The sequence below is a fragment of the Lutispora sp. QWL-02 genome (assembly GCF_058315355.1).
Genome location: NZ_CM177762.1, coordinates 392,144 through 405,744, shown reverse-complemented (window position 1 = coordinate 405,744; position 13,601 = coordinate 392,144). Strand labels below are relative to the sequence as shown.

The 13,601-nt window shown below is 40.8% G+C and carries 9 protein-coding genes; all 9 read left to right on the top strand.

The window, feature by feature from the left end; translation table 11 throughout:
- The first annotated feature begins 13 nt into the window (after nt 1–13).
- Entirely contained in the window at nt 14–1,195 is a 1,182-nt protein-coding gene (locus AC4HCY_RS01680; protein ID WP_323432985.1) for a M20 metallopeptidase family protein, read from the top strand.
- Nucleotides 1,129–2,862, top strand: coding sequence for a gamma-glutamyltransferase (ggt, locus tag AC4HCY_RS01675; protein ID WP_491095253.1), 1,734 nt, complete (start codon nt 1,129–1,131; stop codon nt 2,860–2,862). Before AC4HCY_RS01680 ends, ggt begins: the two co-directional genes overlap by 67 nt.
- 58 nt (nt 2,863–2,920) lie before the next feature.
- A complete protein-coding gene (locus AC4HCY_RS01670; protein ID WP_491095252.1) occupies nt 2,921–4,462 on the top strand; it encodes an ABC transporter substrate-binding protein in 1,542 nt (513 codons plus the stop codon).
- Nucleotides 4,463–4,580: 118 nt separating this feature from the next.
- Entirely contained in the window at nt 4,581–5,561 is a 981-nt protein-coding gene (locus tag AC4HCY_RS01665) for an ABC transporter permease (RefSeq protein WP_323432988.1), read from the top strand.
- Between the two features lies 1 nt (nt 5,562).
- The gene (locus AC4HCY_RS01660) at nt 5,563–6,432 is read left to right on the top strand and encodes an ABC transporter permease (protein WP_323432989.1); all 870 of its coding nucleotides are present in this window, start codon (nt 5,563–5,565) and stop codon (nt 6,430–6,432) included.
- 10 nt (nt 6,433–6,442) lie between these two features.
- A complete protein-coding gene (locus AC4HCY_RS01655) occupies nt 6,443–7,423 on the top strand; it encodes an ABC transporter ATP-binding protein (RefSeq protein WP_491095251.1) in 981 nt (326 codons plus the stop codon).
- Nucleotides 7,420–8,388 carry an ABC transporter ATP-binding protein gene (locus tag AC4HCY_RS01650; protein ID WP_323432991.1) on the top strand — a complete coding sequence of 323 codons (969 nt, stop codon included), beginning with the start codon at nt 7,420–7,422 and terminating at the stop codon, nt 8,386–8,388. The genes AC4HCY_RS01655 and AC4HCY_RS01650 overlap by 4 nt, the downstream gene beginning before the upstream one ends.
- A 319-nt stretch (nt 8,389–8,707) precedes the next feature.
- Entirely contained in the window at nt 8,708–11,530 is a 2,823-nt protein-coding gene (locus tag AC4HCY_RS01645) for a UPF0182 family membrane protein (protein WP_491095250.1), read from the top strand.
- 181 nt (nt 11,531–11,711) lie between these two features.
- Entirely contained in the window at nt 11,712–13,505 is a 1,794-nt protein-coding gene (locus AC4HCY_RS01640) for a hypothetical protein (protein WP_491095249.1), read from the top strand.
- The last annotated feature ends 96 nt before the right edge of the window (nt 13,506–13,601 follow it).

Genomic DNA, 13,601 nt, shown 5'->3' with positions numbered 1-13,601 from the left:
AATGATCAGCAACATGGATATCAAAAAGAGTATATTAGATATAATACCGGAAGTGATAAGGATAAGAAGAGAATTCCATGCCCACCCCGAGCTCAGCGGTGAAGAAATAGAAACAAATAAAATGATTTGCTGGTATCTTGATGAATACGGAATAGAGTATAAATCGGGTTATGCAGGCTACGGGGTGGTTGGAATCGTAAGAGGCACCCAGGAAGGAAAGACTGTTGGAATAAGAGCGGATATAGATGCTTTGCCTATCTGTGAAAACAACGACTTGGAATACAAATCGGTAAATGAAGGCGTCATGCATGCGTGTGGACATGATGCACATACAGCAATTATGCTTGGGGCTGCGATTATTCTCAAAAAGATGGAGCATGAGCTGAGGGGAAATGTTAAGTTTTTCTTCCAACCTCAAGAGGAGGCAATCGGCGGCGCAGAACCTATGATTAAAGAAGGCTGTTTAGATGATCCAAAAACAGATCATGCAATTGGTCTACATGTTATGCCGAATGTACCAACAGGAAAAGTCGAGATCAGATACGGAAAGCTGAATGGAAATACAGGAAATGTAGAAATCATCGCAAAAGGAAAATCCGGACATGCAGCTTACCCCGACACAGCAGTTGATGCAATCGTAATAGCAGCACATATTATTACCGCGCTGCAGACGATGGTCAGCAGAAATATATCACCATTAAATTCTGTTGTACTGACTATCGGAAAGATAAACGGCGGCGAGAAGAATAACATAATCGCAAAAGAGGTTGTATTGTCAGGTACACTTAGAGCACTTGATATGCAGACAAGGAATAAAGCCAAAGAAATTATAAAAAGAATAGCCGAAAACGTTGCAATAGGCTTGGGCGGAAGTGCAGAGGTTGATTTTAGGGATGGTTATATTGCGCTTATTAACGATGACAGCGTTATGAAGGTTGTAGAGAAAACAGCAATTGAGGTTGTAGGCAGGGAGAATATTTTATATAAAGAATTTCCTAGTCTTGGCGGCGAAGATTTTTCCTATTTCGCCGATAGAATACCGTCGGCATTTTTTCATTTAGGATGCGGAAATGAGGAGCTTAAAACCACTGCACCCTTGCATAGTGATAAATTTGCACTGGATGAAGATTGCATGAAAACAGGCATCGAGATGGAAGTAAGAACAGTATTGAAACTGCTCGGACAGAATTTATAACTGTTTTTATTAAAGAAACGGGGATGATGATGATGGATAATTATTATTCACAGCTAAAAAGCAGCAAAACAGAAGAAGCAGGTCGTACAGCTTATAGCAATGTCGGTATGGTAGCAACCGCTCATTATGATGCCTCAAGGGTAGGGGCCCAAATCCTCGATAAGGGTGGTAACGCTTTTGATGCTGCGGTTGCAGCAGGATTTGCTCTCGGCGTATGTGAGCCGAATGCTTCGGGACTAGGTGGCGGTGGTTTTATGACTGCTCACTGCGCGGCCGAAAAACGAAACATATTTGTGGACTTTCGTGAGGTTGCGCCTATGTCGGCAAAGCCCTCCATGTGGAAAATCGGTGAGGATGGAGAAGTGATAGGCAAAGAAAAGGAAGAGGGCGGAAAATCCATATGCGTACCCGGCGAAGTTGCAGGCTTATGTTATATATTAGAGAAGTACGGCACAATGTCTTTGCAAGAAGTGCTGGATCCTGCAATTGAGCTTGCAAAAGATGGAGTAGTAATTTCAGAAGCATTACAGGAAGATTTAAAATCAAATCACGATATGTTTGCAAGGTTTGCCGAAGATGGTAATGTGTTTTTAAAGGATTATGAGGTTGGCGAACGCTTACCTAATCCTGCACTTGCAAATACTCTTTCCAGAATAGCAAAGGAGGGTGCAGATGCCTTTTATAGAAGTGATTTAACCGATATAATGATTAAAAGTCTTAATAAACATGGCGGAAACTTTACAAAAGAAGATTTTACTAGCTTTAAGGTTAGAGAGCTTACGCCGCTCAGCGGTAATTACAGAGGTTATGACATTATATCATCTCCGCCGCCAAGTTCAGGAGGAACACACATTCTTGAAATGCTCAATATTCTGGAGAATTTTGAAATCGGGAAATTAGATTACCATTCAAAAGAGCATATTCACCTTCTTTCAGAGGTATTTAAAATGTGCTTTGCTGATAGAGCAAAATATATGGGGGACCCTGATTTTGTAAAAATTCCTATGAAAGGACTTCTCTCAAAGGAATATGCAGCAAAGAGGGCAGGGTCATATAGCTTAGATAATATAGCGCCTGCTGAATCAGATAACCCGTTTAAGTTTGAAACATGCGATACTACTCATATCTCTATTGCGGACAAGTATGGAAATGTAGTGGCTATAACCAAGACTATAAGTGCCTTTTTTGGTTCAGGTGTAGTACCTGAAAATACCGGAGTGATTATGAACTGCCAAATGAGGGGCTTCTTCGTCGGGGAAGGCAAAAGCAACTCGGTAGGCGGGGGTAAAAAGCCACTGAGTTCCATGAGCCCAACTATCATATTAAAAGACGGAAGGCCTTTTGCGGTTTTGGGCACTCCGGGAGGCAACAGGATTATAAGCACTATGGCGCAGGTTATTTCAAACCTTATAGATTTTGGAATGGATATTGAAAGCGCTATCAGAGCTCCCCGCTTTTACAATGATGTTATGGATTTGCTGCACTATGAAGCTCGTATAGACGAAAAAGTCATAAAAAGCCTTGCGGACAAAGGTCAGGAGATCAAAAAGCTTAAAGATTGGGATCGTTTTGTAGGTGGAGTACAAGGGATATATTATCACAAAAATGGGACAATGATTGGCGTCGCTGATCCACGCAGAGATGGAAGAGCAGTGGGCTGCGAGTAGGCCATAATCATTCCTGTAAAAAAATATGACCATCAATAATATTTATGGAGGGGAAAAAATGAAAAAGCTATTATCAATTATTTTATCAGTGTCTATGCTTGTTTTATTGGTGGGGTGCGGACCCCAAGACAACAAAGCGTCAGATGCTTCAGGCGAAAAAACTATAAAAGAGACCCTTACTGTAGTTCTCTCAAGTGAACCAGTTAACCTTAACCCCCAAGTATGCAACATGCTTAATGCTTACGTTGCCGAATTCCTGATTTATGATACGCTTCTTGAAAAAGATGCTGATGGCAACATCGTACCTAACCTTGCGACTAGCTGGGAGATGATCGACGATACACATATTCGCTTTAAGCTTCGTGATGATGTGTACTTTTCAAATGGGGAACAGATGAAAGCATCTGATGTTGTTTACACCATAAGTCGTTGTGTTAATTCTCCTGTAACAACATCCACATATAAGTTTTTCGATGATGTAAATACTGTTGCGGAGGATGATTTTACAGTTGTTATAGCATTAAAGCAGCCCTTTGCAGCTGTTTACAGTTTGTTGACGCATGCTTATAGCAGTATAGTTTCCAAGAGCTATGTTGAAAAAGTCGGAGATGATGAAGCTGGTCTTAAACCTGTAGGCACAGGCGCTTATACACTTGATAAATGGACATCAGGTTCTGCACTTCTGTTGAGACGTAATGACAAATATTGGGGAGAGAAGGGGGCTTCTAAATTTATCGAATTAAAGGTTATTACAGAATCTGCTAACCGTGCAATAGAGCTTGAAACAGGAGCTGCAGATATAGTTCTTGATGTCACTACTAACGATGCAAGCCGTATCGAAGCTGCAGAGAACCTTAAGCTAATTTGCGGCCCCAGCTTCAGGACTACATTTATCGGCCTCAATTTAGGCAAAGAAGAGACAGGCAATCCAAAAGTTCGTGAAGCTCTTGCCTACGCGCTTGATATTGAGGCACTTGCTGATGCAGTTTATGAGCAATACGGCACAGTTGCAGACAGCATTATGTCAAACACTGTCGCTGGTTATAAAGCTGTAAGAAAGCATGAGTATAATGTTGAAAAAGCTAAAGCATTGCTTGCAGTAGCGGGTTATCCTAATGGAATCACACTGTCCGGCAGAACTCAAACTATTGTGGAATTTAAAACCATAGCTGAAGTTGTTCAGAATATGTGGGCGGATGCAGGAATTAAAGCAGAAATCCAGGTTTTAGATAAAGCTACATACAGTGAAAAAGGCAAAGAAAATGGAGGCACAAATATCACTGTTACAGCACAGACAGCAACCACTGGTGACGCTTATCAAGCTATTGGCACCATATTCTCAACAAATTCGACCAGTGGAATAATAAATTCAAGCGACAAAGATCTTGAAGATATGATCGAACAAGCTTCCTCTACATACGACGATGCTGAACGCAATGAATTGTATGCAAAGACTCAGGATTATATTGTTAATAACTACTATGCTATACCAATCGCATTTACGAGCATTATAACAGGCACGGCAAACGAGGTGCAGAATTATGTTCATAGCCCTGCAAACACTCCTGATTTAACCTACGTTTATGCTTATGCAAAATAAACTTAAAAAGATATTATTGTAATACTGTGATACACTCCCAGCAGAGCGGATAAAAAGCTTTGCTGGGACTGTGAATCAATAGCCGTAAAACAACGATACTTTGGAAAGGAAACCAAATATGTTAAAATACGCTGTCAAACGTTTATTGATGTTAATTCCTGTTTTACTTGGCGTCACACTTATTATTTTTACTATGCTTTATTTTACACCGGGTAATCCAGCGGAAATATTGCTTCCCGATGACGCGACTGCTGAGCAAATCGCATTGAAAGAGGAGGAGCTTGGTCTTAATGACCCGTTTGCCGTTCGATATCTTAACTATCTGAAAGATATTGTCACTAAAGGTGATTTCGGCACTTCTTACACTACAGGCAGACCCGTTTCAGAGGAAATACTGGCGCGATTCCCTCGAACAATAAAACTTGCAACGGCAAGTATTATTGTTGCTATAGCAATGGGTGTTTTGTGCGGTATTATTTCTGCGACACGTCAATATTCAATTTTTGACAAGATAGCCGTCGGTGTGTCAATGATAGGCGTTTCAATGCCGAACTTCTGGCAGGGGCTTCTGAACATTTTGATCTTTTCTGTATGGCTTGGCTGGCTTCCGGCTTCTGGATTCGGCGGCTGGAAATATTGGGTTTTGCCTGCTCTGACAATTGGGACCTCATCTTCAGCCAACATAATGCGTATGACTCGTTCTACGATGCTTGAGGTTGTTCGTCAGGACTATATACGTACAGCAAGGGCTAAAGGTCAGACTGAGCGTGTCATTCGTTACCACCACGCACTTAGGAATGCAATGATTCCCATTGTTACCGTTATTGGTAATTCCTTCGGCAGTATGCTGAGCGGTGCGGTTATAACAGAATCAATATTTGCTATTGCAGGCTTAGGCAAGCTTCTTGTTGATGCTATCAATGTAAGAAATTATCCTATGGTTCAGGGCTGTGTATTGTTCATTGCACTTATCCATGCTGTTGTAAACCTGGCAGTTGACCTTCTGTATGCATTTATAGACCCGAGGATTAAATCACAGTACAGTGCTAAAACAAAAAAATCCAAGAGGGTTAAAGAAATTGCAAAGGAGGCGGTGTAGGATGAAAAATACTGATGCAAAAAGGAAAAACAACAGTATGTGGTCGCAAGCATGGAAACGCCTAAAGCGCAACAAAACTGCCATGTTTGGGCTAGCTTTGCTCATTCTTGTTGTTTTGGGAGCAATTTTTGCAGGTGTGGTTGCTCCCGAAGGTTACGATGCTCAAAATCTGAGGAATCGCTTTATAGCACCGAGTGCCTCACATATTTTCGGTACAGATCAATATGGGCGTGATATTTTGGTCAGAGTTTTATATGGCGCCCGTATCTCGTTGAGCGTTGGGTTTTCAGCTGTTGTACTATCGGTTACCATTGGAACGATAATAGGTGCTTATGCCGCTTATTACGGAAAAAATGTAGATAATATTCTAATGCGTTTTATTGACATCTGGATGGCTATTCCAAATATCTTGCTTGCAATTTCAGTTATGGCGGCTCTTGGCGCAAGTGTTAACAATCTGGTTATTGCAATTGCAATCGGCGCCATACCAGGGCATGCCAGAATAGTGAGAAGTGCAGTTTTGTCAGTAATAAATCAAGAGTTTATAGAAGCTGCGGTATCCAACGGTGCAAGTGACTTTAGAATTATCACCCGTTATATTTTGCCCAATTGTTTAGCACCAGTAATTGTACAAGCTACTATGAGTGTCGCTAAAGCCATACTTTCCGCATCAAGCCTCAGCTTTATCGGTCTCGGTGTGCAGCAGCCCATACCTGAGTGGGGTGCGATGCTTAGTGTGGGAAGGACTTACATTCGTGATTATCCATGGATTATTACCTTTCCGGGGCTTGCTATCATGATAACAATTTATGGGATCAACCTATTTGGCGATGGTCTTCGTGATGCATTGGACCCTCGTCTAAAACATTGAGGTGTGAAATATGAAGGAAAAATTGCTGGAAATAAATAATTTAACAGTTCAATATGTGGTAGAGAATGAGGTTGTAGAGGCAGTAAATAATGTTTCGTTTACTCTCAATCGCGGTGAAACACTTGGTCTGGTAGGTGAAACAGGTGCAGGTAAAACGACGCTTGCACTCAGCATCTTAAGGCTTATACCTGATCCTCCAGGAAAAATAGTAAGCGGGAAAATAATCTTCAACGGAAAAAATATAATGGAATGTTCCGATAAAGAGATGCGTAAAATTCGCGGTGAAAAAATCAGTATGATTTTTCAAGACCCTATGACCAGCTTAAACCCTGTTTTAACGGTTGGCGATCAGATTACCGAGATGATTCGCCTACATGACAAGGTCAGCCGTACCGAAGCTGCCCGCCGTGCTGTTCAGGCTTTGGAGTCGGTTGGCATTCCCGGTGAACGCTATTTGGAGTATCCACACCAATTTTCAGGCGGCATGAAGCAGCGTGTTATAATTGCAATTGCTTTGGCTTGTAATCCTGAACTGCTTATAGCCGATGAGCCGACGACTGCTTTGGACGTAACAATTCAGGCGCAGGTTCTTAATTTGATGGTGAATCTCAAAGAAAAAATGAATACATCTTTGCTGCTCATCACTCATGACTTGGGTGTTGTTGCTGAAACCTGCGATAAGGTTGCAATTGTATATGCAGGAGAAATTGTTGAATATGGTACGCTTGAGCATATATTCAATAATCCCTGTCATCCGTACACATTGGGCTTATTCGGTTCCCTTCCGAGTCTGGATCACGATGTGAAGCGTTTGAAACCTATTCCTGGGATGATGCCTAACCCTGCCGATCTTCCAGTTGGATGTAATTTCATGGAAAGATGCAGTCAGAGAATGGATAGTTGCAAGATGAAAAAACCTGCAACTATCGAGGTAGAGCCTGGACATTTTGTGAAATGCTATAGGGCAGGGAAGGAGATGACTGAAAAATGAGTATCTTGTTAGAGGTTGAAAATCTAAAGAAATATTTTAATACACCCAAGGGAACTTTGCATGCAGTTGATGGAGTAAGCTTTAAGCTTGAAAAGGGCAAAACTTTGGGGGTTGTTGGAGAGTCAGGATGCGGGAAGTCAACTTTAGGGCGTACAATTATTCATCTTCTCGAAAGCACTGACGGAAAGATTCTCTTTGAAGGCAAGGATGTTACACATCCAAGCAAAAGCCAGTTAAAAAGCCTAAGACGAGAAATGCAGATGATTTTTCAGGATCCATTTTCATCTCTTAATCCACGTATGACGGTGGAACGGATAATTGCCGAACCTTTGCTAATCTATAAACAATATGCCGGCAAAGAGGAAACCTATAAGCAGGTAAGAAAGCTTATGGATACCGTAGGTATATCACAACGTATTGCCAACAGCTATCCTCACGAACTAGACGGCGGACGCAGACAGCGTGTAGGCGTTGCACGTGCTTTGGCACTTGAGCCTAAGCTCATTGTATGTGATGAGCCTGTTTCAGCGCTTGATGTTTCAATTCAAGCTCAAATTCTTAATCTGATGCAGGATCTTCAGGAGGAGTTCGGCTTGACATATATCTTTATCACGCATGATATGTCGGTTGTTAAGCATATTTCTGATAATATTCTTGTAATGTATATGGGTACTCCATTTGAATTTGCAGAGAGCAAGGAGCTGTTTAAAAACCAGTATCATCCTTATACAAAGGCATTGCTGTCGGCGGTTCCTGTTCCGTCAATTAAATATAAGAAAAAGCCGGATATTTTAAAAGGTGAAATCAGTTCACCGATAAATCCGCAGCCAGGATGTCGATTTGCTTTAAGATGCTCACATAGACAAGATGTATGCTTACAGCAAAACAATCCGTTAATGGAGCTATCTCCAAATCATTTTGTATCCTGTGCAAGGGCTTGCGAGTTAAATACAGTATTGATGTAAAATCATTCAGCTTCTTTTTAAGCAGCAATGAATAACCAATAGATAATAGCTATAGCAAAAAAGAGAAAAAGTAGTCTGTATGGATGAAATAAGTAAATAAGCCGTTATTAATAAGTTGCATGCTAATGAAGCTTCAGAAGCTCCAGTGCGTGTACAAGAGAAAGAAGATATACGAGTACTTTCCATGGGAAGCAGATGAAGCTGAGGTATCCCTACAGCAAATTCAATTTATAAACGCTATCAAAAGGTTTGAATATTTTGGCTTATGATTGTATAATTTACTTATCATGAGCCATATTCTTTTTTTGGAGGGATAACGATGAAAGGTAAAGGAACTTGGAAGCTCAAGGGCCTTGCAATAATATTAATCTTGCTGGTTATGGTTATTGCCGTATTTGCAACTTTGTCCGGTTATTTAATCGATTTTCAGTGGTTTGGAGAGTTGGGCTTCAGAGAAGTATTTTTTAAAAAGCTCTTCACTCAAATTAAATTTTTTATACCTTCCTTGATAGTTAATTTTGCTTTATTTTATGTATTCATGAAATCTATCAACGCTCATTCAATAAAGAGGAGCGGAGCAATACTATCGTCGCAGGAAAGCAAAACAAGGAACAGGGTGTTCATTATTGTTTCAGGTCTGATTTCCGTCATATTTTCCATAGCCTTTGTTACAGAGGTATGGTATGATTTTTTGATATTTATCAACAAAACGGCATTTAATATAAAAGATCCGATTTTTGGATACGATATCGGTTTTTATATATTCACGCTGCCGTTCTTGAATAAGCTCTATGGATTTTTGCTGGGCATTATAGCTTTCTTTGCCATAATAACCTTAGTATTCAATGCCATATTGCTGATTTCTCCAAAACAGCAGGATGTAGGCATAGAGGATGGTTTTAATGTCCGTCGAATAAGAAGTGTGTCCTATAAGGATGTATTGATCGCAGCTTGGAAGCAGCTATCCTTCTTGGGAGGGATATTTTTTCTGCTGCTGGCTTTCGGTTTTTATCTCAGAAGCTTCGAATTATTGTATTCTACCAAGGGCATAGCCTTTGGAGCAGGATATACCGATATCCGTGTGAGTCTGCCCTTCTACTATGTATATATTGCTGTTTCAATTATAACTGCAATATCCTTTATGGTTTCATACAAAGGCAGAAAGCCTAAGCTAGCCATATTCGGCCCCCTTATCCTTGTCGCGGCTATATTATTATCCGGAGTTGTATCCACCGCGGTACAGAACCTTATAGTGACTCCAAACGAGTCGGCAAAGGAAGAAAAATATATTCAGCATAACATAGATTATACTAATTATGCTTACGGCCTTGACAAGGTGGAGGAAAAGGAGTTTGGGGTAGCTCAAAACCTTGTAAGGCAAGACATTGAGGAAAACAGAGTAACCATAGACAATATCCCTGTAAATGATTATAAACCGGCAAAGGATATATATAATCAGATTCAAGGCTTGAAGAGCTATTATCAGTTCAATGATATAGATATAGACAGGTATATGATCGATGGCACCTATAGACAGGTTTTCATATCCTCCAGGGAACTGCAAAGTGCTAATATACCGAAACAGGAGGCAGGAAATACTGCATCCTGGATTAACAGATATCTCAAATACACCCATGGGTACGGGGTGGCAATGTCACCTGTAAACGAGGTAACTCCTTCAGGTCAGCCAAGGCTCTTTGTAAGAGATATGCCGGTTACATCTGAGGTGAATATAAAGGTTGACAGGCCTCAGATATACTTTGGAGAGCTGACAAAGGATTTTGTAATTGTAAATACGAGGGAAAAGGAATTCGACTATCCTGCAAGCAATGCCAATGTAGAAACTCTGTATGAAGGCACAGGAGGCATCAGGCTCACGCTGCCAAATAGGATTATGCTGGCACTGACTCAAGGCAAGATGAACTTTTTGCTTTCCCAGGACATAAACTCCCAAAGCAAAATTTTGCTTCACAGAGAGATAATTGAAAGGGTAAAAAAGATAGCGCCTTTTCTGGCTTATGATGAGGATCCATATATAGTAGTAAGCGAAGGCAAGCTATATTGGATCATCGATGCATTTACTTTAAGCAGCAAATATCCTTATTCTCAGCCAATAAACAAAAACACCAGCAACAATTATATAAGAAATTCTGTAAAGGTTGTATTAGATGCTTATAACGGAAGCGTAGAGTTTTACGCAGCTGATGAGGATGATCCGATACTAAGCACTTATGCCAAGGTGTTCAAAACCATGTTTAAGCCGCTGAGCAGCATGTCCGATGATTTAAGGGCACATCTGAGATATCCTCAGACCCTGTTTGACATACAGACGGATATTTACAGCAAATATCATATAAAGGATGCCAGAGAGTTCTATAATAAAAGCGATATATGGGATATATCAACTCAGATATACGGACCAAGCAGCGCAAGCAGTGAAAGCCAGCTGGTTGAGTCTTCGTACCTTATCATGAAGCTTCCTGACTCAGATAAGGAAGAGTTCATACTCATGGTGCCCTATACACCTCAGGGAAAGAACAATATGATAGCCTGGTTTGCTGTGAAAAATGACGGAGAAAGCTACGGCCAGCTTAAGCTCTATACCTTCCCTTCGGGTAAGATCATAGAGGGGCCTATGCAGGTGGAAGGCATAATAAGCCAGGATGTAGCCATAGGCAATGCCATTAATTTGCTCCAGTCCGGCGGCAATTCCCAGGTTATCAGGGGCAATATGCTTATCATTCCTATAGAGGATTCAATACTATATGTTGAGCCTGTGTATTTGAGGGCCAGCAATGCCAGTGCATTGCCCGAGCTCAAGAAGGTCATAGTATTTTACAGAAATCAAGTAGTTATGGAAGATAGTTTGGAAAAATCTCTGGCCAGGATATTCCCGCTGCCGAAGGAAGAAGAGCTTAATGTACCGGAGAAGCCTCAAACACCGCCGGCTCAACCGCCGGCAAACCAGCCAATTGCAGAAGCCGATACGGTTGCAGAGCTTATAATACTGGCCAATGATACCTTTAACCAGGCTCAGGAAGCTATGAAGGCAGGCAATTGGGCCTTGTACGGAGATAAAATAAACGAGCTCCAGGGCATACTCCAAAAGCTGAATAGCTTAGGTGGCGCACTAGTTCAGTGATAAGGTACGGCAGAGCAGGACAAATGAAACAAATAATCGTTAAAATCAGTCTAACTTAAAATAGAAATAATTAAGGTTAACGGGGGACATACTGCAATCACAAATATGCGCATTTTGCAGCTATGGACCCCTGTTCCTTGAATGGGACTTCATTTAGTATAAAAAAGGGGAGTGAGAGATATTGAAGAGATTGACAGCATTAATCTTAGCTATTATATTATTAACCGGCTGCAGCAAGGACATAGAAACTGGTCCCGGCAGCAATGAAACAGAAAAAGTATTGAAGCCCTTCGAGATAGTCATGGCCGTTGGGAGCAGAGAAATATCCTTGAAGGAGAAGCAGGAGGGGTACTTTGACAACCCATTTCGGCTTGATTTCTGGTTTGACGGCAAGCTAAATATAAAGGATGAGGATCTGAAAAAGTATCTGGTCGTTTCATCCAGGGATGTGAACCCTAAGGCAAGCGTCATACATAGCGACAAAATCGATACGACGAGAATAACCGCTGAATTCAATGAGACTGGGAATCTTCCCGATGAGATAAAAATAACTTTGAAAGCAGGCATCGCCGATGATAAAGGGAGAAAACTTGCTGAGGATATTAGCCTGTCTTTAAAAAAAGAGAAGCAGGTGAATGCATATATAAAGCTGAAAAATGATCCCACAATAAGTTCTGATTCGGGGTTTGACTTTAACTCTTATACTTTGGATGAAAAGGATAAGGATTTTGAAGTCACCTTCAATTATCCAATGAACAGAAAAAGTGTAGAAGAGGCTTTTTTAGACGGCTTCAAATATGTGCCGGAAGAATTTATGGCAAAGGTGGCAATCGCTTGGAAGGATGACAGCAATCTTACAGTCCGTTTTTCTGATATGCAAGCCGGACAATCCTACCCCATAAGCTTTAATGGTGCAAAGACAGCAACGGGTGAGGAATATAAGGAAATTGAAATGAATAAAGCTTTCGGGTTCCTTGTGCAAGAGACCCAGGAGATATCAAAGATAGATGCCAAAGGCAATATTGCCGGAGATATGCCTATTGAGGATGAAATTCTCGAACTGGAGGAAGTATCTCCGGATGGCAAATATGCTTTTGGTTACAGGGTTATTGATAATGGTGGAGATTTCTTCCCTGTAAAGCCTATTTTGCTTGAGCTTGGAGATAATAGCGTTAAGAAGCATTTTCTTAGAGGGTTGGATTATATGCAAAGTATAATATTCGGATGCAAATGGCTGCCGGATAGCAAGAGCTTCTTGATATACGACAGTAAAAGCATATGGCTCTATACAGTGGAAGAAGTGCTGCAGGGCAAGCCAGGCAAGCTTATATTCGAATATGCCGCCGATAAAATGGACTATATAATAGGAGCGGAGATATCCCCCGACGGAAGCATGATCGGGGTGTTCAAATCTGAATATAAGGATTTTCAAGATAAGGACAGCAAGCAGGTAGACATTTATTATATTGATCTGGAGGGCAAGACCATAGAAAAGTTGGAAGATATTTTCTATCACACCAGCAGCGACGGCTTTCCGATTCCAGTGAAATATTCGTGGAAGGATAATGATATCATTATATCGGAAGGATACAGTCAGAAAAATGATGAAGCAAATGTATATAGTATCAGCTTAAAAGAAAAGAAGACGGCGGTGATAGCCACCAAAGCTTCCAATCCAAGCCTTTTGAATGATGACATCATGATAATAAGAAAGGTAGAATATGATAAGGATAATGGATATATGGCATATGGAGACGGAAATATAATAAATCTGAAGAATAATAACATAGAGGCTGTAATACAAGGGAACCTCACTTATTCTGTCTATGGGCTGGGCAGCAATATAATAGCTTATGAATTGTATGAAGATGATTTCACTACTTATATATATGACAGGGCCCAGCAAAAAGTAATGAAAAAGCATCAGGGAATGCTATTTGGTGCAGATTCGGATCATTTTTATATACTGCGATAAGCATGCAATAAAAATAGCCCCGGGGGTAGGGCTATTTTTATTTTCTCATCTTTTGTATTTTAGGAGCTTAATCTATCGTGCTAGATAGATTTTACC

Excerpts from the sequence above, each read along its gene's own strand:
- AC4HCY_RS01670 (WP_491095252.1), top strand. The coding sequence starts at position 2,921 with ATGAAAAAGCTATTATCAATTATTTTATCAGTGTCTATGCTTGTTTTA.
- AC4HCY_RS01655 (WP_491095251.1), top strand. The coding sequence starts at position 6,443 with ATGAAGGAAAAATTGCTGGAAATAAATAATTTAACAGTTCAATATGTG.
- AC4HCY_RS01645 (WP_491095250.1), top strand. The coding sequence starts at position 8,708 with ATGAAAGGTAAAGGAACTTGGAAGCTCAAGGGCCTTGCAATAATATTA.
- AC4HCY_RS01660 (WP_323432989.1), top strand. The coding sequence starts at position 5,563 with ATGAAAAATACTGATGCAAAAAGGAAAAACAACAGTATGTGGTCGCAA.
- AC4HCY_RS01665 (WP_323432988.1), top strand. The coding sequence starts at position 4,581 with ATGTTAAAATACGCTGTCAAACGTTTATTGATGTTAATTCCTGTTTTA.
- AC4HCY_RS01680 (WP_323432985.1), top strand. The coding sequence starts at position 14 with ATGGATATCAAAAAGAGTATATTAGATATAATACCGGAAGTGATAAGG.
- AC4HCY_RS01650 (WP_323432991.1), top strand. The coding sequence starts at position 7,420 with ATGAGTATCTTGTTAGAGGTTGAAAATCTAAAGAAATATTTTAATACA.